Here is a 22,197-nt window from a genome sequence, read left to right as displayed (position 1 = left end):
GCCGTTACGACTTCAGGTTTCCCTTACGAATAATGGGCGCGATACCATTCGGCAAACCTTTCGACGCCGACCTCAAGGCCGATCTCCGGACGGAAGCCGGTCAGGGCGACGAGGAGATCCGGGGACGCGTAGGTTCTGGGCACATCGCCCGGCTGCATGGGCAGCATGTTGCGCACGGCAGGCTTGCCCATCGCCGCCTCGATCGTCTCGACGAAGCGGAGAAGCTCGACCGGCTGACCGCCCCCAATATTGACGACGCGGAAGGGGGCATGCTTCGACAGCGTATCGTTGACACCCTCCGTCGTGACCCTGTTGGACTCATCCGGTGCAACATCGACCAGACGGACGATGCCTTCGACGAGATCGTCGATATAGGTGAAATCGCGGCTCATCCGACCCTCGCCGTAAATGTCGATCGGACGGTCGTTGCGGATGGCCTCGACGAACTTGAAGAGCGCCATGTCCGGCCGACCCCAGGGACCATACACGGTGAAGAACCGGAATGCCGTGGTCGGAACATGGAACAGATGGGCATAGCTGTGGGCCATCAGTTCCATCGACTTCTTCGTGGCCGCGTAGATGGTCATCTGTTCGTCGGCCTTGTCGCTTTCGGCGAACGGCACCTTCTCGTTCGACCCGTAGACCGACGATGTCGACGCCATCAGCAGATGCTGCGGCTTCAGATTTCGTGCGATTTCGAGAATGTTGAACGAGCCCACCACATTGGACTCGACATAGGAACGCGGATTTTCGAGGCTGTAGCGAACGCCGGCCTGTGCAGCGAGGTGGATGATGACGTCCGGCTCCGCCAGATCGGCAGCGCGATCGATGGCGTCCTTGTCCTCCAGCATGCCGATGACGGGCTTGAACCCGTTCGACCGTTCGAGAATCGCATGCCGCTTCTTTTTCAGCTCGATATCATAATAGGCCGTCATCCCATCGAAGCCGACAACGAAATGTCCGGCATCCAGAAGTCGTCTTGCAAGATGAAAGCCGATGAAGCCGGCAGTGCCGGTAATCAAAAATCGCATGATAGACGTCTTTCCACAATTAAAGGTTACATTAACGCAATCTTACTGTAGAATATACTTGATTAGACTATTCTACCGTCGTTTTGCATGATTCACCTGTCGTCGCCCGATACTGCCCAAATTTCGCCCATACTGCAATGCAATATTGAGGAATTACAAAGGACTAGCTTTAAGGGCTTTGCATTGCACAATAATTTGCTATCTTTGCGTTACGTACGGACGCGGGACAAAGCGAGCTTTGGGTCCGTCTGATAACTTGTTTTTAGTCTCACGAGCAACAGATTATGCCGTTCGTGACGTGAATTCACAACCGGAGAGCGACCTCCTCACACTTGAGACGAGAAGGACTAGCGGCCCGATACCGTCTGGAAGCGGGCACTCCTCCCACATTCCATCCCTGCCTGCGCAAATGCACGGAAGGCGTGGCGAACTTGAATTGGTTTACGACATGCGCATCCTCGTTTTCTCGGCAATGTTCCCCCCCAATATCCTGGGAGGCGCGGAGATATCTGCCTTCAACCTCGCATCCTGGCTCTTGAAGCAAGGGCACGAGATCGGCGTGGTCATGGCCGCCAAGGCGCCGGAGGAACAGAAGTTCGGCGAAATCGTCGACGGGATGAAGATCTGGAGCCTGTACATGCCCCGACCATACCCGATCTTCAAACAGGGGCGTGTCGACAAGACCTATCAAAAGCCGCTCTGGCATTTGCAGGATCATCTCGATCCCCGGAACGCGGCGCTTGTGGCGCCCATCCTCGATGACTTCAAGCCCGATTTCTGCAATGTCCACTATCTCACGGGGCTTGGACACAATATCCTGGAGGAGATTGGCAAGCGGGACATTCCTGTAATGTATGTCATGCCGGACATGGCGCTCTCCTGCATCAAGCTGACGATGTTCGTGGACGGCAAGACCTGCGAAACCCAGTGCACGACCTGCAAGATTTCAGCCCGCTCGAAGCGCAGGGGCATTCGGGCCACACGCCGGATCGGCTTCTGCGCACCGTCCCGCGCCAATCTGGAACGCAATGCACGTTTCCAACCGCTCGCCGACTATCCGATGGCGCATATTCTCAACGCCAACAAGTACCCTGCCCCAACGATCGTCCGCAGCCCATCCGACACGGTCCGGTTTATCTATGCCGGTCGCCTGGAGCCGGCCAAAGGCGTGGACGTTCTCCTGTCCGCAGCGGAGACGCTGAAACAGCAGTTCGACTTTACCTTCAAGGTGGTCGGCAGCGGCGCAGCCGAACCGGAACTGCGAGCGCGCTTCGGCCACCATGACTGGATCGACTTCACGGGTCACGTGCCGCTCCAGCAGGCCATCGACAACATTGCCGGCAGCGACATGCTGTGCATTCCCTCGATCTGGATGGAAAACTCTCCCGGCGTCGTCATCCAGGCGCTCGGCATGAGCGTGCCCGTGATCGGCAGCGATGTCGGCGGCATCCCCGAACTCGTGCGCCATGACGAAAACGGCCTTCTCGCGAAACCGGGGGATCAGGAGTCTTGGCGCGATGCCCTGCACGCCATTCTCTCGGACCGGCCACGGCTGGCGCGTTTCCAGCGAAACGCGGCCGACAGGGCCGGAGAATTCGACCAGGACCATCTCGGGGCAAAGTATCTCGCGTTCATGGACGAGATTCGCACCTTCACGCCTGCTATGCGCCGCTAACCCGATCTCAGGTCGTCGAGGCGACTCGCGGCGCGGGCCGACGGCCTGCGTCCAGCATGAAGCTGCAGCGAGACGCCCGTTCCACCGGCGTCAGGCGCAGACACGCCGCGTTTTCGGCAACGATCCTCGACCCTTCCGGCCATCGCTGCCGACCTTTCGACCTGCCTTCATCTCCCTGTTTTATTGAGGCGCTATGAGCGAGACATCGGTCTCGCGTCGATAGGCTGAAAGATCTTGCGCGCATGATCTTGGCTTACGAAATCCGAGGCCAAGGGACATCGCGAAATCTGGGGAGACACTGCTCCTCAGCACTTATTGCGCCGCACCATTTTTCTGATATACAAGCGTTGTCTACCTTAATATACTTTGATAGACATTGTGATTTCAATGTTAATAAAAGCTTACTAACGATGCCGCTGAAGTTTCACTTGTCTCGAAACTTTGGTCTTTTCTTGTTCGTACTTCAATTCATGTAGAGAACCGACACTCCTTGCTTACGCCAGGGGATTGCGGGCGGTTGAACATGAGAGTGGAATCCCATGCGCATTCTGGTTGTTTCGGCAATGTTTCCGCCCCATATCCTTGGTGGCGCAGAGATTTCGGCGTTTAATCTGGCGTCCTGGCTCATGAAGCAGGGCCACGAGATCGGTGTCTTCATGGTCGCCCGTTCACCGGAGGAGGAAAAATCCGGAGACATGGTCGACGGCATGAGGGTGTGGGCACGATACATTCCGCGGCCCTACCCGATCCAGAAGCAGGGGAATGTCGAGCAGACCTACCTCAAGCCGCTCTGGCACCTGCAGGATCATATCGATCCGCGCAATCCGGGCATTCTCGGTGAGGTCCTCGACGCGTTCAAGCCGGATTTCTGCAACGTCCATTACATGACGGGGATCGGGCACAATGCCCTTGCCGAAATCGGCAAGCGGGACATCCCGATGATGTACGTCATGCACGACATGGGACTTTCCTGCGTGCGCATGACGATGTTCGTCAAGGGAGAAAACTGCGAGACGCAGTGTACCGTCTGCAAGGTTTCCGCCTGGTCGAAGCGCAAGGGCATCAAAGCGGCGCGGCGCATCGGCTTCGCTTCGCCGTCTCGCGCCAATCTCGAGCTGAACGCTCGCTACCAGCCACTCCACGATTACCCGACGGCGGCAATTCCGGACGCGAACAAATATCCCGCGCCCACGATCGCCCGTCAGCCGTCCGACGTCGTTCGCTTCATCTATGCCGGACGCCTCGAAGAAACCAAGGGGGTCGACGTGCTGCTGACGGCGGCGGAAGCCGCACGGAAAAACGGTAACTTCACGTTCAAGGTCGTTGGAAAAGGCTCTGCGGAAGCCGAGCTTCGTGCGCGCTACGGACATCATGACTGGATCCAGTTCACCGGCCATGTCACGATGCAGGAAGCCATCGACCACATCGCGGGCAGCGACGTCCTGTGCATTCCTTCCCTGTGGTTCGAGGTTCTCGGCGGTGTCGTGGTGCAGGCGCTGCAAAACAGCGTGCCGGTGATCGCAAGCAAGATCGGCGGCATCCCCGAGCTTGTGGAGGATGGGTACAACGGGTTGCTGGTGCAGCCGGGCGATCTCCCGGCATGGCAACAGGCTCTGGAGACCGTTCTCTTGCAGCCCGAGAAACTGGCTCATTTTCGCGCCAACGCCGCAGCGCGCAGCAGCGAATACGATCAAGACCATCTGGGTTCGAGATATCTCGCCTTCATGGAAGAAATTCGGGACGGCAGGCCTGTCGCACGGCAGGCTTAATCTCTATACATACAGGTAGGAGGAAAACGTTCGGCGTCACGTCGCCGGGCGGACAGGGAGTCTGGGAAGTCCGTGCGCCTTCATCGTCGCACAATTGTCGCTCTGGGGGGCCATCATTCCGTCTGAAAAGACGAAAGGAGTCATTGCCCTGTCTTCAAGATCCTCGAATCGCCTGCGGTGGGCAGCGTCCATCATTGCCGCCCTGATCGCCACCAGCGCCTCTGCCGAGACCCGCACCGTGACCTTCGACCCGGTGGCACCGCAAGCCCGGGCGTTCGAGCCGCCCATCATCGGCGTCAACGTGTATTACGGCCCCTCGCGCGTCCTCGGCTACAACAATTCCGATACGGGATTGCGCCAATTGCACGAGGTCGGCGCCGTTTCGACGCGGGATTACCTTCCCTGGCAGGCCTTCAAGTTTCCGCCGGGCGGCAGCGTCGTACGCGCCGGGGGAGAGCGCATGATGCGCTTCCTGCCGAAATCCGATCTCCTGCCGCTGATCAATCTCGGCCACACCAATTCCCTGACCGTTCCCGGCGGCATTCCCCCGATCACGGATGAAGGCCTGCGGTATTTCGGCGCCTATCTCCGCAAAGCCGTCGAACTCACCGGGCCCTACAACCCGATCTACGAGATCTGGAACGAATGGAACATGACGATCGGCTATGGCGAGCGGGAAAAGACCCTCGATGGCGAAGGGCCGTCGGAGGATCCCCGCGCGGCGGTGCATTATGTCCGCGTCGCCAAGTTCGCCGTTGAGACAATCTGGCAGAAAATGCCGAATGCCCGTATCCTGGTCGGCGCGGTCGGCGACGATGAGGGCTGGAAATGGGCGCAGGCCGTCGTGCGGGATGGCGCGCTCGACAATACGCTCGGCCTGTCGGTCCACCTCTACAATCAGTGCCGCGCGGACAAGGCCCATCGCACCGCTGCCGAAATGATCGAGCGTGTCGAAGATCTCCAGGCCAAGCTGAAGGATATTCGAGGCGGCGTGGAGACCCCGATCTACGTGACCGAATATGGCTGGCCGACGTTGAAGGGCAATTGCGGGATGCCGTATGACGACACGGCCTACAACTTCGCACAGTTCATCCTACAGAGCGCGACGATCCCCTGGATCAAAGGCATCTGGATTCATGCCTTGAAGAATATCAGCCCGGATCCGCTGGATCGCGAAAGCAATTATGGCCTCTTCACCTATGACGACAAGCCAAAGATGGCGGTCTGCTTCGTCCGCGCTGCAACAGACCTGGTCAAGTCGGCCGATGCCATCGAGGTCCGGCAGCCGTTCAAGGATGTCTTTGTCGCGCGCGTGACGTCCGGCCAAAGCCAGAAGATCATCTTTTGGACGTCCTACAAGGAACGGTCGGCCACTGTCGCCCTGCCCTTCGGCACGCAACCGGGACAGACGATGTGCGGCGAACGTCATGCTGCACTGCAAAAAGTTGCTCTCGGTCCGGCACCACTCGTGTATGATGTAGATTCGAGCCGGCCGTTCGCGATCGATGTCACTGACGGGACATCCGCCGTTCCGTCTCAAAACTAGCGTTGTGAAGCAGGTATCCATGCTGAAGTTTTTGATGATGCTGACGGACAGGGTGCGTGCGGCAAAGGCCGGCAAGGCTGCGCGCCCGCGCATCTGGATGATCGGCCCGATGCCACTGCCGCTCAACGGGCAATCGAACTACAACGCCACCATCGCGCGGTTCTTTGAAGCACAGGCCCCGACGACGGTTCTTCCGACGGGCGGCACCGGGGCCGAGAAGATCGTGGCGGGCCTTCTTCTGCCCTTCATCATCCTGTTCTGCGTCCGTCGGGACGATCACGTCTACACCTCTCCTCCCGGCCAGAACGGTGTCTGGCTGTTCCTTCCGGTAATCGCGGCATTGCGACTGCGCAATCTCGATCACATCGTCCATCACCATTCGTTCCGGCCGATCAATCTCGGCCCGACACGTGCAAGTCGCATCCTCTGCCGGCTGGGCGGACGTTTCCAGCGCCATGTCTTCCTGTCCGCGAAGATGCGGGATAAATACGCAGCGCTTTATCTGACCGACCTGCAGAAGAGCCGCAGTTTCGTCCTGCCCAACGCCTTCTTCTTCTACGATGAGAAAGGGCGGCTGGCGCAGCGCCAAGGCCCCGTCACGATCGGCCATCTCAGCGTCATCACCCGCGAAAAGGGCGTCGATTACCTGCTTCAGCTCGTCGAGCGACTGTTGACCCTGCGGACCGATTTCCGCTTCTGCCTCGCCGGCCCTGTGGCCGATGCCGCGCTCCACCAGGAAATCGTTGCGTTCTGCCAGCGTCATCCAGCGATCGCGACCTATCTGGGCTCCGTGCAGGGCGACGCGAAGGCCCGCTTTTACGAGGACGTCGATATCTTCATTCTCCCCACACGGTTGGTAGACGAAGCCGATCCGCTGGTGATACTGGAGGCCTACAGCTATGGAAGCGAGATCCTCGCTTCTTCAACCGGATGCATTCCCGAGCGGATGCGTCTTCCGAGCATGCTCATCTCCTTCGAGCTTGAACAGGACGTGCAGCTTCTGGATCGTGCGATCACGGATGTTGCCGCGCAACGGACCCGCATTTCCCAAGCCTGTGTTCAGCACGTCAAAGCCATGCATGAAACATCCCGGTCGGATGCCAGGACGTTCTTTGCAAGTTTGGGACTCTCCATACCCGACCAAACAGAAGAAACATCGTTGTGAGGTTCTCATGTCACACCGCCCCAGTCTGAATGTCATCATCGTCAACTACCGGACGGTGGAACTCACACTGCGCTGCGTCGCGTCCATCGTCGATCGGAACATCTGCGCACCGGAAGACATCATCGTCGTCGACAATCTCTCTCCCGACGATTCGGCGGAGCGCCTGAAGCGCGAGCTTCCGCCGTCGATCAAGCTCGTTCTGTCTCCGACGAACGAAGGCTTCGGCTCCGGCGTGAACATCGGCGCCATCGCTGCCACAGCCGATTATCTGCTCGTGCTCAACCCGGATACCTATTTCGAATTCGACAGCGTGACCCGGGTGCTCGACTATATGGCCAGCCATCAGGACGTGGGTCTCGTCGGGCTCGACCTGATCAATCCGGACGGCAGCCGGCAGTATTCTGCCCGACGGTTCTATTCGGCCCTCGACGTCGTTGCCCGCCGGGTGTCCCGGCTCAAGCCGCTTCTGCAAAAGCAGCTGGACCAGCACCTGATGCTGGACGCATGGCCGCGCGAAGAGCCTTTCGATGCGGAATGGGTCATGGGAACCGGCTTCCTCATCAGCCGCGCCCTCTACAAGAAGCTGAACGGCATGGACACGCAGTACTTCCTCTACATGGAAGACGTCGATCTGTGCGCCCGGGTCTGGTGCTACGGATACAAGGTCAAGTGCTTTCCGGGCGCCGAGCTTGTCCACGACCACCAGCGCTCCAGTGCCAGCGGGCCGATGACCTTCGCAGGGCGCGCGCATTTGCGCAGCATGATGCTGTTTCGCAAGCGCTTTACCGTTCCGCTGCTGAAGCCGCCCGGCATTGCCCGCATCGTGAAATCCTGCACCGGCGTTCCAGGCCTCCCCCGCGCCAACGCGCAGGCTCTGGCAGAGTCTCTTGCGCAGGGCCGCAGAGAGGTCAGCTCCCCCGTCGGTCACCATGTTGGTTAGCCACTACAAACGTTAGCGATTGACGACAAGATAGCTAGGTTATAACAGAAAATACGAAGATATCCGGTTGTTTTTGGAGTCGAAAGAAACGTTATTTTATGAAGATCTTGCACGTTTGCGAAACAATTATTGGCGGAACGGGTTCTTATCTTGCTGAACTCGTTCCGCATCAGGTTACTAAGTACGGCATCGAGAACGTTTCCCTTTTGGTTCCGGACTCGCACCTCCAATACATCGACCCGAAAATACTTTCGTCGGGCATTCAAATCGCGACGTTTCGCCGACCAAGACGGCTTTCTGGCGCATTTATGCTTGCCCGGAGATATCTTCAGGTCTTGAAGTCCGTCAAGCCGGATATCGTCCACGCGCACTCCTCGATTGCGGGTGCCGTCGTGCGGGTTGCACGCGGCTTTACCAAGGCCCGGATCATCTTCTGTGCGCATGGCTGGTCCATGGACATGACCGGCACCCCGAGAACGCGAAAGCTCGCCGAACTCGTGGAGCGAGGCCTTGCGATCTTTCCGGACCAGATCATCGTCATCTCCAGCCATGAACTGGGCCGGGCGCTGAAACTGGGCATTCCCTTCAGCCGCCTCAGTCTCGTTCCCAACGGCATCGACGCTACGGCCCCAGCGGTCGAGCCGGCCGCGTGGGTCGATGATCGAATCAAGGTCCTCTATGCGGGACGCTTCGATTATCAGAAGGGCGTCGACGTGCTGATCGAGGCCGTGCGAGGCCTTGACGACAAGCTCAGCGTCCGTCTTGTGGGCGACAACGCCGTCAGCCGGAACGTCCTGCCCGAGCCCCTGCCCGACTGCATCGTCAAACTCGGATGGCTCGACAGGAACGGGGTGACGGCACAGATGAAAAGCTGCGACGTCCTTGTCGTCCCCTCGCGCTGGGAAGGTTTCGGCCTCGTCGCCATCGAGGCGATGCGCCTGTCGAAGCCGGTCATCGTCTCCGCGGTGGGCGGATTGCAGGAAATCGTCGACCATGGAAAGTACGGCTATCTTGTCGAGGCGGAGAACGTCGCGCAGCTTCATGAGCGGCTCCGCACGCTCGACAAGGCGAGCCTGAAAGAAATGGGTGCGATCGGGTATCAGCGCTTTGCCTCGACCTATACGGCCGATCGCATGGTCCGCCAGATCGATGCGGTCTACGCGGGCAGGTCGCTGCCCGAAACGGATGTCGCTTAGGGATATCTCGGAAAGACAATGCGGAACAGGCCCCGGGCGGAAGACCGGGGCCTGTTCTCTCTTCAGCCAGCCACGGTCGAAATCACCGTCAACTGCGGCATGTTGATCCGCACCGTGCCCGTGCCGGGGGTGCCGCAGAGCAGGTTCAGCGCGCGAAAGCTCAGATAGGCGCGCGCGCTATAGGCCGGCACCTGGATCTGCTCGGTGGCGTGCTCGAACACGTATCCTTCCGTCGAAGGCAACAATCCGCTCGCAAGATCACCCAGCAGCGCATGGGTCGTCAGGGTCGTGCTGTTGCCGCCAAGCGTCCCGTTCATGTCGAGGCTCGTCTGCACCGAGGCGATCCCCGTCGATCCCGCCGCGACCGAGATCCTGGAGAACCCCTGCAGCACCGTGCCCGGCATCCAGTAGTCGCCGTTCGGGCTGGTGCCCGCGAGGTCCTGGTCGATGCGGACGCCGCCACCGGCCGTGGTGACGGTGTAGGTGATGACGACGTCGTTGCCGTTGCCGTCCGCGTTCGGCTCGACCCCGACGGTGAAGCTCGTCGTGGTGTCGCCGTTCAGCCGGTTGAACAGCCATTCGCGCGGAACCGCCGCCGTCCCTGCCGCCAGCGACCCCCCGGCCCCCAGCAAGCCTGCATTGCCGGCCGCCGCATTGAAGAACGGGTTGTTCGCCAGTTGCTGGCCGTTGGCCCGCTGGTTGGTGCCGTCGACGGTGTTGCGGGGAAGAAGCCGCATGACCTCGCCGAGAATCCGGGCGAAGGCCTTGCCCACGAAGTAGGCGCCGGTCGTCGCTTCGTGGACGACCGTTGCCTCGCCGGAGCGCATGTAGCCCGTGCGGAAGACGATGCTCGTCGGAGAGGTTGCGGGGTCGTGCAGGATCGCGGGGCTGTCGAGCAGCCAGACGTTCGGCCGAAGCTCGGCCATCCGCCGCAGCGCCGCATTGTAGATCACGAGCTGCTTGATCATCGCCGCGGTGAAATTGGCCGCACCATGGCAAAGCACGACGATGACGCGCAGGCCCAGCGCAAGCGCCGCGTCGACCTTCGCCAGCGTATCGGCAAAGGCCGAGGCCCCGACGGTTGCAGCCGGAACGGTCTGCCCGGTCACGGCATGGGTGTAGGGCGCCTGGGCAAACGAGTTGATGCCCTCGCTGATGTAGAGGACGCCGGCGTCGGTTGCGAGCGCTGCCGACAATCGGGCAAGCGTCTGGTCGGTACGCTCGCCGGAAATGCCGAAGTTGTAGGCGCGGGCGATGCGGTTGCCCGAAAGCGCATTGCCGACGAAGAAGTGGTTGTAGACCGCGCGGTTCCGGGTTGCAGCCGCATCCAGATGCATCTGCTGGACCGTGCTGTCGCCGAGCGCGGCAATGATGTTGAAGGACCGCGGTGCCGCGATTCTGCCGATCGGCGCCCGGCCGAAGAGCCCCTGCGCGTCGTGACCGAGGACGTGGGTGAGCGTGCGGATGTCGGAGAGTTCGATTTCACCAGCCATTATGTCTTCTTTCCCATGAGAGCCATTCTCGACCCGTCCGGCAGCAGGCCGAACAGGGTCGTGTCGTCACCGGAACCGGTTCTTCCCTTCAGCGGGAGGTATGCGGCAGCGGTAACCGTCGGGGCGGTCAGAAGCGCTGAGAGCGATAGGCCAATACCTGTCCAGATCATGGAAGCCTCGTTTCAAGTGACGGGCCGACTATCCCACTGCCGAACCGAGCGTGGACAAGCGGAGAAGAGGGCTGGGTCATCATGACGGATTTCCCCATGAAAACGCCGCGCGCCGACACGGGGTCAGCATGCCTGTTCATGAGGGGAAACAAGGATTTAAAGTCGAGGGCGGATTGTTTCCCGGCAGAGGGCGCGTTAAAGTCAGCGCGCCCGTCTTCCCCGGTCGCATGTGTCATGCATGTGCCTCTTTTCAACTGTGACAGGATTCGACATGGCTGCCCGATATGTCGTGAACGTGCAGATCCTGCGATTCTGCGCGGCTGTTCTCGTCGTGTTTGCGCATGTGGGGGTGGAGATCGAGAACAGGGCCCGCGCGACCGGTCAGGCTTTCGCGATGTGGCATCCGCTCGACTGGGGGCTCGGCGTCGACATCTTCTTCGTCATCAGCGGCTTCATCATGTACTATCTCATGCATGACCGGTTTGCCGCGCCGGGAACTGCCAAGCGGTTTCTTCTGCGCCGTCTCGTCCGGATCGTGCCGCTCTACTGGATCTGCACAACCTTGATGCTGATCTCGATCGTGGCGGCCGGTAGCATGATCAACAATAACGGGCTCGACCCCGCGCACATCATCGCGTCCTACGCTTTCCTGCCGTGGCCCCGGGCCGATGGCGAGCTGTTCCCGCTCCTGTCGCTGGGCTGGACGCTGAACTACGAGATGTTCTTCTATTTCGTATTCGCGCTCGCGCTCCTGCTGCCGAAGCGCCTCGGCCTCGGGCTGCTGGTCGCATCCTTTGCGCTGCTCATGATCGTCGCGCTGGTCGTGCCGCCGGCGATATGGCCCCTGCGCTTCTGGGGCAACTCGATCATCGGCGAGTTCCTGCTCGGCATCCTGGTCGCGGCTCTGTTTCTGCGGAAAGTGCGGTTTTCCCTGCCGGTCTCAAGCCTTCTCGTCGTGTCCGGGCTGACCCTTGCCGTCCTCTTCTTCCAGACAGGCAGCTATCTCACGACGCCCCGTCTGGTCACGGGCGGCATTCCTGCGGTGCTCATCACGGCCGCCGTGGTGCTCGGCCGTCCGGCTCCGGACGGGCGTTTGTCCCGGTTTCTGGCCCTTGGAGGAGATGCGTCCTACGCGCTCTATCTCACCCATCCCTTCACGATCAAGATATTGGCCGCCGTCGGATCCAAACTCGGCCTGCCTCTCCATGTTCTGTACTGGATCGGCTTCCTCGCCGCCGTCCTCGTATCGTTGTTGGTCCACCTGTTCGTCGAGAAGCCGATCGGTGCCGCGCTCAATCGCCGGCTGGACACGGGCCGGGCACGCCCCGCCGTCTGACACCAGGCCGAAGCGGGTCGTCGGCTTGCCGATCGGCAACGGGCAAACATTCTTTCACGCCGATCTCGCGCGACAGACCGGTATTCCGCTTGACGCTGATCAAGCGCATGCCGAATACAGGGGCTCACGCGAACGTGGAGTGCCCTCATGAAAGAAACGCCAGTCAGGTTCGACGCGCTGGATTCCTGGCGGGGTATCGCCGCCTTGCTGGTTGCGTTGTTTCACTTCCAGGCCGCGGGCTTTTTCTACAGCATTCCGTTCGTGCGAAACGGCAATCTCGCTGTTCCCTTCTTCTTCGTTCTCAGCGGCTTCGTCATCACGCATGCCTATCGTTCCAGCCTCGATGGCCCACAGGACGGCGTAAGATTCATGATCCGCCGATTCGGCCGGCTCTACCCGCTGCACATCGTGACGCTCGCAATTCTCGTGCTTCTGGAACTCGCAAAGCTCTACATGTCGTCGCGCGGATATCAGGGGTCCGAAGCGCCGTTCGCCGGGACAAACAATCTGCCGTCGCTGGTCGCGAACATCTTCCTGCTTCAGGCCGTCATTCCCTTTCCCGAGCTGACCTGGAATGCCGCCAGCTGGTCGATCAGCACCGAATTCTACACGTATCTGATCTTCGTCGCCGTCTTCCTGGGATGTGGAGCCTACCGGCAGTGGGGCGCCGTGGTCATGTTCGTCGCGTCGGGCCTGCTGCTGGTCTGGCTGGATTACATCGAAACGACGCTGAACCTCGCATCCGGTCTCGGCATGGTGCAATGCGTGTTCGGCTTCTTCGCCGGCAACCTGACGTACGACATCTATCTTCGACTGCGGGACAAGCCCTATCTCAAGGGGACAGGGCCGGAACTGGTGGCAACGGCCATGATGGTGCTGTTGTTCTGGTTCAAGCCCCGTTACGTCGCGGCCGACATCATCGCTTTCGGCGTGGTCATCCTGCTGTTCTCCTTCGAGCGCGGACAGGTCTCCCGGCTGCTGCGCGTGCGGCCTCTCCTGTTTCTCGGCATGCTGTCCTACTCGATCTATCTCGTCCATTTCATCGTGTTCACGGTCCTCTTCGCGATGGTCCGAATCGCGCAGGGGCGGCTCGGGATCGAGCTCATCCGTTTCGACGGCATTCACGAGCTGATGGATTTCGGCCCTGCGGGTCTGATGGATCTTCTTGCCCTCGCCTATCTCGCGACCATCATCGTGTTCGCGACGATCACCTACCACCTCGTGGAGGTGCCGGGACGGCAATTCTTCAACCGGCTCTCATCCGGTTTTTCCGCAAGACGCCAGACGTCGCCCTCGATCGGCTGAGCGGCACGACCGTGCCGCTGCCGTGATGTCACCTCAACGCGGCAGCAGGGATGCGTAGATCGCCTGGTAGTCGTCGACGACGTTGGAAAACACGCGTCGCGCCTGACGCCGGTCGGCGAGCGCCCGATGCGCGGCCAGAACCAGACCGGGTTGCTCGACCAGCCGGGCCATGCCGGCGGAAAGATCTCTGACCGTCGCATCTGCGATCCAGCCGGTCACCCCGTCCTCGATGATCTCGGGAATGCCGCCGAACGGCGTGCCGATGACCGGCCTGCCGGCCGCCAGCGCATCGACGAGCGCCAAAGATCCCGGCTCGTGCCAGATCGACGGCATGACGACCACCTGAACCTGCCGATAGAAGTCGGACGGCGAGACGAACCCGACGAATTCTATCTCGGCCTGGGGCGCGAGGGCCGTAAGCGTTTCCTTCTCAGCCTCTGACACACGCCCTGCCAACAACAGGCGTACGCTGCCCGGAGGAAGGCAGGCGACGGCCTCCAGGAGCAGGCGCACGCCCTTTTCTTCGGAGAACCGCCCGAGATAGCCGATGGTCAGCGGTCCGTCGGACAGCGTCAGATCCGAAAAGACAATGGCGGGATTGGGAACATTGCGCACCACATGCGTCTGCACCGTGTGATCAAAAACGCCATTCTCTCGGTGGATATCCAGCGTGCGCTGGCTGACACTGGCAACGGCATCCACAAGCGCCGTTCTCCGCCGCCGGTTGGCCGACAGAACCTGACAGGACCCGCAGGTCGTCTGACACGCCGCCCCGGATCTGAAGCGCGAGCAGCGTGGGCAGATGAGGTAGTAATCGTGCATCGTATGGAGAATGGGCAGGTTCTGCCGCTTGGCCATCCGCCAGACATCGGTGCTCAGGCCGTTCAGCGTATGCGAATGAAGAAGGTCCGGCCGTATGTCCTTGAGAATGCGCTCGATCTCCGCGCTGGCGTGAACCCGGTCGTCGATCGCGTGCCAGGCCAGACGAAGGAGCGGATTCTTCCGCTCCGCGAAAGGCGGAAAGAGATTGCGCACCGGGATGAACTCCACCCGGACGCCGTTCACCGTCTCGGTCGCGCGGCTCCCGGTCAGCGAGGATCGCAGAACCGTCACGCTGTCGCCGCGCTCCACCAGCGCTTCGGCGAACTGGCGGACGAACACCTCCGCGCCGCCGAAGATCAGGGGATCGCCGGGTGTGGGGTAGAGGGCATTGCATATGGCGATCCGCACGATGTTCGATCAACCTTGTCGTTGGCGATGGTCTGGTTCACCCCTAGCTTGAAAAGCCGCGCAATGAAAGCACCGAGCCTGTCGGGACATACGATCGCAGCAGACATGGCTGGAGACATGGTGCGCGTCATGGTTGGGGACACGGCTGGGGACATGGCTGCGAACGAACGTGCTCGACACGGTGAATGCTCGCGAGGCAGCTGGAAGGTGTCCTTTTCGCCACGGCGACTGTTCAACCTCCGTTCGCTCGGCGGCACATTGCGAGACTTGTTTTGTGCGCCGCACCATTTCATGGCAACACAGGCGGAAAATGTCTGTCTGTTCCCGCCTTCGCATCGGCGGCCAATGTGATTGATCATGTCATGGCGTCAGGGCCTCTCTCTCTTCGACACGTTCCCATCTACGTCAACGGGCGCTTCCTCGGACGACCGATGACGGGCGTGGAGCGTTTCGCGCGGGGCATCCTGCATGCGATCGACGACATGCTGGACGATGCGCAGGCCGCGACCTGGACCATTCTGGTGCCGAAGGGCGTTCCGCTGGAGCAGGGTTTCCGCAAGATTAGGGTGCGCGCCGCCGGCAGGCTTCAGGGTCATGCCTGGGAGCAGATCGACCTTCTGGCCGCCAGCCGCGGCGGTGTTCTCATCAATCCCTGCAACTCGGCGCCGGTTTTCCACGCCCGGCAACTGACCGTGATCCACGACGCGCTGGTCTACCGCTTTCCGCAGGGCTTTTCCCGCTCCTATCGGCTGCTGCATCAGACCTTGGGGCGCCTGCTCGCGCGCCGTTCGCGCCTCGCAACCGTTTCCGCCTTTTCGCAGCGGGAACTGTCGAGCGTGCTGCATGTGCCGCAGGACACCATTTCGGTCATTCCCAACGCAGTGGATCATCTGGCAGGCGTGACCGCCGATGTGTCGGTGCTCGATCGGCTGGCACTGCGGGACCGCACGTTCCTTCTGTTCATCGGTTCCCCAGCCCCCAACAAGAACCTCGCCCGGGCCATTGACGCGTTCGGGGCGCTCCGGCGCGACGACATATCCTTCGTCATGGTCGGCAAGGCGGCGAATGTGTTTTCCAGAAACGCGCTGCAGGAGCGCCCGGCCCATGTTCTCGAGACCGGCCGCCTGACGGATGCCGAAATCATCGCCCTCTACGGACATGCGCGGGCGCTGGTGTTTCCGAGTCTCTACGAAGGGTTCGGCATTCCTCCGCTGGAGGCGATGCGCGAGAACTGTCCCGTTCTGGCCTCCGATATTCCGGTGCTGAGAGAAGTCTGTGGCGAGGCCGCCCTCTACTTCGATCCGCTGGAGACCGCTTCGATATCCCGCGCCATGCTGGCTGTGCTGGACGACACCGCCGATCTCGCCGCATTGAGAGCCGCCGGACGATTGCGAGCGGCGGATTTTTCGTGGAAGAACAGCGCCACCGAACTGCTGCGTGTCGTGACGACCATCGCGGCGTCCCAATGAAAGATCATCGCTGATGCGTCATTTTCGTAAATTGTCCGGCTTGGTGAACCTGGCGTTTCGGGGATCGACGCTGGTCTTCCGGTTCCTGCTGTCGTTCTACATCATCAAGTATCTCGGCTTCGAAGCCACCGGCATCTACGGCCTGGCGCTCGGGGCGATCGGCATTCTGCCCGCCATGCTGGGATGGGGGCTGAACTATCTGGTCTCGCGCGAAGTGATCGGCAAGGATCCCGCCTTCGCTGCCGCCATCGTCAAGAACCGGCTGTTTGTCACGACCGCCACGCTGATCGTCTCCACCATCCTTGGCCTGATCGTCGCCTATGCGATGGGATACCAGATCACGTTCCTCTACGGCCTGATCATCGCGCTCATCTGGCTTGAGACCTATGGTCTCGACATCCACCTTCCGCTGATCGGACAAAGCATGGCGACCGAGGCCAACCTGCTGGTGTTCGTGCGCTCCGCCCTCTGGGTGCCGATCGTCGTCGGCCTTGGATTAGCCTTTCCCGTCTTCCGAACGCTGGAAGCGGTCTTCATCGGCTGGATCGCCAGCTATGTGCTTGCGGCAGCGCTGCTCGCCTATCTGCTGCGCACCTGGCCGCTGCGCCAGACGGCGGCGACACCCGTCGATTTCCGCTGGATCCAGGAGCGGCTTCGGCACTCCTGGCACATCTATATCAGCGATCTCAGCATCGTCGGATTGATGTATGCCGACCGCTACATCGTCAACTACATGCTGACCCTGACGCTGACCGGCGTCTACACGTTCTTCTGGTCGCTGACCAATGCCCTGCAGACGCTGATGCAGACGGCCGTGATCCAGCTCGCCCTGCCGATCCTGTTCCAGGCCCGGCACAAAGGCTCGATCGCGGAGTGGAAGCGCGTCTTCCGCAAGCAGATCATCAAGACGGCCGTCATCGCGACCGTGCTTGCCGCCGGCGTTCTCGGCGGAAGCGAGTTCCTGATCCGCTTCCTGTCGATGTCGGAGATCAGCGAGCACCGCGGCCTGTTCATCCTGCTGCTGCTGGCGGCCATCGTGCGGTCCTGCTCCGATCTGCTCAATGTCGGCCTGACGAGCCTGAACAAGGACAGCCATTATGCGTCGATCAACATGTTCGGCGTCTGCCTGTCGGTGACGATGACGGCCGCCATGATCTCCTGGCTGGGCTTCAATGGGACCGGGGTCGCAGCGCTGATCACGGCCGTCGTCGTGACGGGGATCCGCGGCGCCTATCTCCTGACCTTCTCGCGGCAGGCCGATCCGCTTCCCGCGGACCGGTCCGAGCCGACGCCGGATCGATAAGCAGGCGTCGGCGTGTCAGGCCGGACGGGCGGCCGGCTCTTCCGCCTTGCCGACGCGCAGGAGCCTGCCGGGATTGCCGGCCACGACACTGTCGGCGGGAACATCCTTCAGCACCACCGTTCCCGCGCCGACGATGGCACGGTCGCCAATCGTGAGCGGACCGATGACAAGCGCATTGGGATAGAGAACGCAATCGGCGCCGATGACAGGATACTGCGGAGACGCCGTCTTCCCGATCGTCACCGACTGATAGATCGTGGTTCCCGCACCGATCCTGGCGCCGGACCCGATCACGATGCCCGTGGGATGCGGGAGGAAAAGCCCCGGCGCGATATCACTGTCAAGATTGATGTGGCAGGCTGAGCGGCCGACATTCCAGCGCCAGACAAGAAGTCCCAGGCGACGGCGGATCACCCCGCCCTGCCGCAGCCGGCATGCGACGCGATGCAGGAAGATGGCCGCAAAACCCGGATTGAAAATGAAGGTAGGGAGGAGCTTCAGCATTTTCGCATGCCCCGCATTCGCGCGCAGATCGGCTCTGACCACATCCCAAAATTTCATCATGCTTCCTCTTCAAAACGCAGGTATCTTACAGACCGGTTCGAATGGCATGGATGTAAGGCCGATTGGTGGCCTGACGGCCGTCAAGCCGGCTGGCCGACCGGCTGCAGGGCGGGACTGCTCTCGGGTGTCGGCCGCAAAGACAGGCGTGACGGACGATGCACCGAGATCCGCCCGAAGATCTCGCTGATGGCGTAGCCATAGAGCAGCGTCGCATAGGACGGACCGTAAAGCTGCACAGTGACCGAATACACGTTCCAGAGCATGAGAATCGACAGCTTGATCGGATCCCGCATCACGGGAACCTTGGCAAACAGAAGAGCGACGAACAGAAGAAACGGATATCCCATCATCAGGAACGTCGTCATGTAGAAGTTATCGAGTGGCAGGTTGTACTTCGCCATGTCGGTGTAGGACATGGGGTAGCTGTAGCAGCCGATCCCGCATCCCGTGAACATGCCGGTCGGAAACAGTTCGGAGACCCAGATGAACGGCCCGTTCCACGTGTTGTTGATGCGGTCTGCGAGACTTTCCAGCTTCGGATCGATGGCGCCGAGATCGACTCCCCCTAGCGTGATCATGAGAATCGGCGGGACAAGCAGACACAAGAATGACAACTGCGTGAAGGTACGGATGATACGAACCCGATAGGCTCGGGGAATGACATTCATGTAGAGGTAAAGAACGGCATAGATGCCGAAGAGACCGATCGCCGTCTTGCTGTTGGTGAGGTAGAGCGCCGTGACGATCAAGGGCCAGCAGACGATATTGAAGATGATCCCGCGATAAGGCGAGACCAGCAGGTACGTGAACAACGTCATGAAGCCGGCCATGGTGCTGTCGCCCGCAAAACCGCCATACCGTGGCACACCGTCCGTCCACCAGAGCTTGGACGCCTCTCTCGCGCCGCCAAACGTCTCCAGGACCTGGCCGACCCAAGGATATTCCACGTAAGGATTGAGAATGACGCCGATGGAAGAGGTAAAGAAGACGAGAATAAGAACAATCTGGAGCCAGCGCACGTCGGTGACGCTTCTCTTGTAGAAACAAAACCCGACGAACATCGGGATGAACATCTTGATCGACGAAAACAGGGTAAACAGCGTATCATTCATGAAGATAGAGCTGATGTAGACAGACCAGCAAAATGCTATGATGAAGAAGATACCGACGGGGTTTCTTTCTTTGAAGATCTGTAGATAGGAGAAAATCAGGACGCAGCCGAATGCCATGAGATCGGGCACGAACCACAAAATGTCGATCTTGAACATCTGCAGATAGTAGCGAGCCGAGCCCGTGAAACCGTCACGCAGGCAGAACAGCAGAAAAGCGATCAGACAATAGTTGAAGATGTAGCGTTCAAGACGCTCGTGCTTCTGCTCGCCGTTTACCATCAAACTCTCATCCGAAACTTTTGGGTCGCGTCGTCATGGCGCAAGAATGCGCATATCATAAGGCACAAGGCATGAACAGCGATCCGGTTCTTCGCCGACTGGCTCTCCAGTCTCTACGCCGGCAGTCACACGGCTTCGGCGAGAGGCGGCCTTCTCCAGATCGATGACACCATCCCGATGGCCGGTTTTTCGAGCCAGCGGTGGAATGCCCATGACGCACCGTAACACGTCAAGATGACGAACAGAAAGCACAGATACGGACTCAACTCGATCCTCCCGGACAGCCGCTTGTTCAGCTTCAGCAGGACCGAAATAAGGGGGTAATGGATCAGGTAGAGAGCATACGACGACGCGCCGGCGGCATCCAGCAACGCGACGGGCCTGTTCAGGCGTTTGAGTGCGACCAAACCATAGATGACACCGCTTGCGCCGGTCCCGAACATGAGGATGGAAAAATCCGCATCGAGAGGCATCTTGAGACTGAGGGCATAGCTCGCTGCGAACACGGCAAGTCCGCCGGCAAGAACAGCCACGCCGCCAGGCAAATCTCCCCGCAGAGACACCCAAGCAATGCCCATTCCAGACAGGAACAGGAGATGATTGGGACTGAGCAAAAACTCGACCAACCAATGTTGTTCCGACAGACCCGCAACAGCAGATCCCACGACGGCCCAAGCAATCAAGATGATCAAACCAACGCGGCGATTCCAAAAGAACAACGCGAATAGAAGATAGAAAAGAATCTCATGGCGGAGCGTCCATTCCGTGCCGAGGATCACCTCGTTGTGCACAGGCAGTATCAGGAAAGCGGCGACAATGTCGTAGACAGCTGGCATGCCTGTCCCGATCCCGGCCATCAGCATTACCGTCAGTGGCAGAATGACAAGCCACAAGGGCGGATAAATCCTGCGGAAACGCTTGAAGGCAAACAGGGAGAGAACGTTCCAATCCCGTTCTCTGTCGCGACTGTGTGCCAGAAAAACGACAAAACCACTCAAGACAAAGAATAGCTGGACCCCGGCATGACCTGACTTGAATACGGGAATCACACTGGAGCCGAAATATGTCGGAAGCGCCATCGTGATCTCGCAATGATAGCCAACGACCAGAAACGCGGCGACAGCTCGAACCCAGTTGAGTTGCGATATCTTATCATTACTTGGAATTGCCATTTTTTACCAAGCCCGTCCAAATCTACAAATGAATTAGCTGCTGTTAAAACCGCTCGCGACAGTCAGAAACCTGATTTTGCGCCAGCGATACACACTTGAAGCTGTGTCAAAATGCGCACGGCTTCATCGCTCTTCCGTCACCGTCAAGACAGCCTGGCGCCGGCGTGATGCTGGAAGAGCAGGATCGAGGCTCCTTAACCGCCGATGGCTCCTTTTGTATCATCTTTGCCTAATGAAATTGGAGTTTACTTTTTATTAAATTAGCGTAGTCTTTTATAAAAGTCTACTGATAATTTTTGAGGATTTAATGATGACTTTGACTGTATTGCCGTCAACAAAATCGGTTGATTCGAGCTCTTTCGTAAGGTCAATTTCGATAAACACTGGTACCGGCCATTACATGGACGCCTACAGGAATTCGAGCCAGACGTTGTCGAGCCTGAAGTACCTAGGTATCGACACGGTGCGGGATTCTCTGGTCGCGTACGGCGAAGCCAGGCCGGTTCTGGACGCCATGGCAGCCGCCGGCATCAAGTTCGACTTCATGACGGATGGCGCCCTCGTCGCCCAAGGTGCGAGCGGCCTTGCGGCCTATATCGACACCCTGAAGGCGTTCCAGGCGGCGCATCCCGGCAGCATTATCTCGGTGGAGGGCCTCAACGAGGCCAACACCCCGGGCGCCTATATCGGCGCCTTTACCATGGAGGCGGCCGCCGCCTTCCAGAAGGCCTTGTACACGGCGGTCAAGGGCGCCTCCGGCCTCAGCGACGTCGCCGTGCTCAATCTCAGCATCAGCCATGACAGCCTGGAAGCCTACAAGGCTCTGGGCGATGTCGGACAATATTCCGACTATGCCAATGCCCATGCCTACCCCAACACGGGTATGGTCATCGACAACAGTATACAAAACTCGATGGATCTCGCCGCCGCGGCGTCCAAGGGCGATCCGATCGTCATCACCGAGACGGGATATACCACCTACACGCCGGCCAAGGGCGTCGGCGCGAGCGAGACGGCCCAGGCTAAGCTGATCCTCAACAACCTGCTCAACGCCTATGACAACGGCTCGCAAAGGACCTATATCTACGCACTGTTCGATACACCTTCGAGCGCCTTCCGCGGCCCGATGGAAGTTCAGTTCGGCATTTTCAACGCCGATGGCAGCCCGAAACTCGCCGCAAGTGCGATCCACAACTTAACGACCATCCTGACATCCGGCAACAGCGGTACGACGGCCGCTGGCACAACCATCAACTACAGCCTGAGCAATGCACCGTCTGAAACCCATGCAATGGCGATGCAGAAATCCGGCGGCGTCTACGATCTCGTGGTGTGGACCGACAAGATCGTCTGGAACGAGACGACGGGCAAGGACGTCGTCACGCCCGCGACCGATGTGACGGTCGACCTCGGCAAGGTCGAGGCGCTGGTCTACGTCTACG

At 59.9% G+C, this 22,197-nt stretch carries 16 protein-coding genes and 1 pseudogene; 11 read left to right on the top strand and 6 right to left on the bottom strand.

What is annotated here, in order from left to right; all coding sequences use genetic code 11:
• Positions 1–23: 23 nt before the first annotated feature.
• On the bottom strand, positions 24–1,031 hold the full coding sequence (locus ASG03_RS09915) for an NAD-dependent epimerase (protein WP_062693472.1): 1,008 nt from the start codon (positions 1,029–1,031) through the stop codon (positions 24–26).
• Positions 1,032–1,479: 448 nt separating this feature from the next.
• Here ASG03_RS09915 and ASG03_RS09910 point away from each other — a divergent pair, with 448 nt between their 5' ends.
• From ASG03_RS09910 to ASG03_RS09885, 6 genes are all read left to right on the top strand, one after another.
• Positions 1,480–2,706 (top strand): glycosyltransferase, encoded by a 1,227-nt coding sequence (locus ASG03_RS09910; protein ID WP_062693471.1) that lies wholly within the window; start codon positions 1,480–1,482, stop codon positions 2,704–2,706.
• Between the two features lie 539 nt (positions 2,707–3,245).
• Positions 3,246–4,475 carry a glycosyltransferase gene (locus tag ASG03_RS09905; protein WP_062693470.1) on the top strand — a complete coding sequence of 410 codons (1,230 nt, stop codon included), beginning with the start codon at positions 3,246–3,248 and terminating at the stop codon, positions 4,473–4,475.
• A 238-nt stretch (positions 4,476–4,713) separates the two neighbouring features.
• Positions 4,714–6,021, top strand: coding sequence for a hypothetical protein (locus tag ASG03_RS09900; protein WP_156381795.1), 1,308 nt, complete (start codon positions 4,714–4,716; stop codon positions 6,019–6,021).
• A gap of 19 nt (positions 6,022–6,040) precedes the next feature.
• Positions 6,041–7,186, top strand: a complete 1,146-nt coding sequence (locus ASG03_RS09895) for a glycosyltransferase family 4 protein (protein ID WP_062693468.1) — start codon at positions 6,041–6,043, stop codon at positions 7,184–7,186.
• Between the two features lie 7 nt (positions 7,187–7,193).
• Positions 7,194–8,126, top strand: coding sequence for a glycosyltransferase family 2 protein (locus ASG03_RS09890; protein WP_082475667.1), 933 nt, complete (start codon positions 7,194–7,196; stop codon positions 8,124–8,126).
• A gap of 98 nt (positions 8,127–8,224) precedes the next feature.
• Positions 8,225–9,322 carry a glycosyltransferase gene (locus ASG03_RS09885; protein WP_082475666.1) on the top strand — a complete coding sequence of 366 codons (1,098 nt, stop codon included), beginning with the start codon at positions 8,225–8,227 and terminating at the stop codon, positions 9,320–9,322.
• Between the two features lie 62 nt (positions 9,323–9,384).
• On the opposite strand, the gene ASG03_RS09880 is transcribed toward ASG03_RS09885, so the two are convergent.
• Entirely contained in the window at positions 9,385–10,815 is a 1,431-nt protein-coding gene (locus tag ASG03_RS09880) for an SGNH/GDSL hydrolase family protein (RefSeq protein ID WP_062693466.1), read from the bottom strand.
• A 441-nt stretch (positions 10,816–11,256) separates the two neighbouring features.
• Here ASG03_RS09880 and ASG03_RS09870 point away from each other — a divergent pair, with 441 nt between their 5' ends.
• Positions 11,257–12,321, top strand: coding sequence for an acyltransferase family protein (locus tag ASG03_RS09870; protein WP_062693464.1), 1,065 nt, complete (start codon positions 11,257–11,259; stop codon positions 12,319–12,321).
• Between the two features lie 147 nt (positions 12,322–12,468).
• On the top strand, positions 12,469–13,626 hold the full coding sequence (locus tag ASG03_RS09865) for an acyltransferase family protein (protein WP_062693463.1): 1,158 nt from the start codon (positions 12,469–12,471) through the stop codon (positions 13,624–13,626).
• Between the two features lie 33 nt (positions 13,627–13,659).
• Here the strand turns inward: ASG03_RS09865 and ASG03_RS09860 are convergent, their stop codons facing one another.
• Entirely contained in the window at positions 13,660–14,856 is a 1,197-nt protein-coding gene (locus ASG03_RS09860) for a glycosyltransferase family 4 protein (protein WP_082475664.1), read from the bottom strand.
• Positions 14,857–15,218: 362 nt separating this feature from the next.
• Here ASG03_RS09860 and ASG03_RS09855 point away from each other — a divergent pair, with 362 nt between their 5' ends.
• Together ASG03_RS09855 and ASG03_RS09850 are read left to right on the top strand one after the other, a co-directional pair.
• Positions 15,219–16,325: a glycosyltransferase family 4 protein gene (locus ASG03_RS09855; RefSeq protein WP_162241374.1), complete on the top strand. Its 1,107-nt coding sequence runs from the start codon at positions 15,219–15,221 to the stop codon at positions 16,323–16,325.
• Positions 16,326–16,338: 13 nt separating this feature from the next.
• Positions 16,339–17,628: a lipopolysaccharide biosynthesis protein gene (locus tag ASG03_RS09850; RefSeq protein ID WP_156381794.1), complete on the top strand. Its 1,290-nt coding sequence runs from the start codon at positions 16,339–16,341 to the stop codon at positions 17,626–17,628.
• A 15-nt stretch (positions 17,629–17,643) separates the two neighbouring features.
• Here ASG03_RS09850 and ASG03_RS09845 read toward each other — a convergent pair whose 3' ends face one another.
• From ASG03_RS09845 to ASG03_RS09835, 3 genes are all read right to left on the bottom strand, one after another.
• Positions 17,644–18,192 carry a serine O-acetyltransferase gene (locus ASG03_RS09845; RefSeq protein ID WP_082475662.1) on the bottom strand — a complete coding sequence of 183 codons (549 nt, stop codon included), beginning with the start codon at positions 18,190–18,192 and terminating at the stop codon, positions 17,644–17,646.
• Positions 18,193–18,272: 80 nt separating this feature from the next.
• A complete protein-coding gene (locus tag ASG03_RS09840) occupies positions 18,273–19,583 on the bottom strand; it encodes a hypothetical protein (RefSeq protein ID WP_062693459.1) in 1,311 nt (436 codons plus the stop codon).
• 125 nt (positions 19,584–19,708) lie between these two features.
• On the bottom strand, positions 19,709–20,755 hold the full coding sequence (locus tag ASG03_RS09835; protein WP_082475661.1) for an acyltransferase family protein: 1,047 nt from the start codon (positions 20,753–20,755) through the stop codon (positions 19,709–19,711).
• 400 nt (positions 20,756–21,155) lie between these two features.
• On the opposite strand from ASG03_RS09835, the pseudogene ASG03_RS09830 reads away from it, so the two are divergent.
• Positions 21,156–22,197: pseudogene (locus ASG03_RS09830) on the top strand (RHS repeat protein); the annotation flags it as partial.

It is taken from the genome of Rhizobium sp. Leaf341, assembly GCF_001424325.1.
GTDB lineage: Bacteria > Pseudomonadota > Alphaproteobacteria > Rhizobiales > Rhizobiaceae > Ferranicluibacter.
The sequence above is the reverse complement of the archived record's forward strand: the minus strand, read 5'-3'. Positions and strand labels throughout refer to the sequence as shown.